Origin of the sequence: Klebsiella sp. ME-303, assembly GCF_007910085.1 — a bacterium.
Classification (GTDB): domain Bacteria; phylum Pseudomonadota; class Gammaproteobacteria; order Enterobacterales; family Enterobacteriaceae; genus Klebsiella; species Klebsiella michiganensis.
In genome coordinates, this window is sequence record NZ_VOJB01000104.1 from 260,263 (window position 1) to 260,522 (window position 260).

General features: G+C 61.9%; 1 pseudogene. It reads right to left on the reverse strand.

The annotated features are described in order from the left end of the window. Positions 1-260 (reverse strand): annotated as a pseudogene (locus FQK12_RS27830) (IMP dehydrogenase); the annotation flags it as partial.

Here is a 260-nt window from a genome sequence, read left to right on the forward strand (position 1 = left end):
TCCCGCGGTAGGATTTGTAAGAGCGACCCTGATAGAGTTCGATTTCACCCGGGGACTCTTCGGTACCCGCCAGCATGGAGCCAACCATCACCGCCGCCGCACCGGCGGCGATCGCTTTGGCGATATCGCCGGAGAAACGGATACCGCCGTCAGCGATAACCGGAATACCGGTCCCTTCCAGCGCTTCCACCGCGTCGGAAACAGCAGTGATCTGCGGCACACCCACGCCGGTGACGATACGGGTAGTACAGATGGAGCCC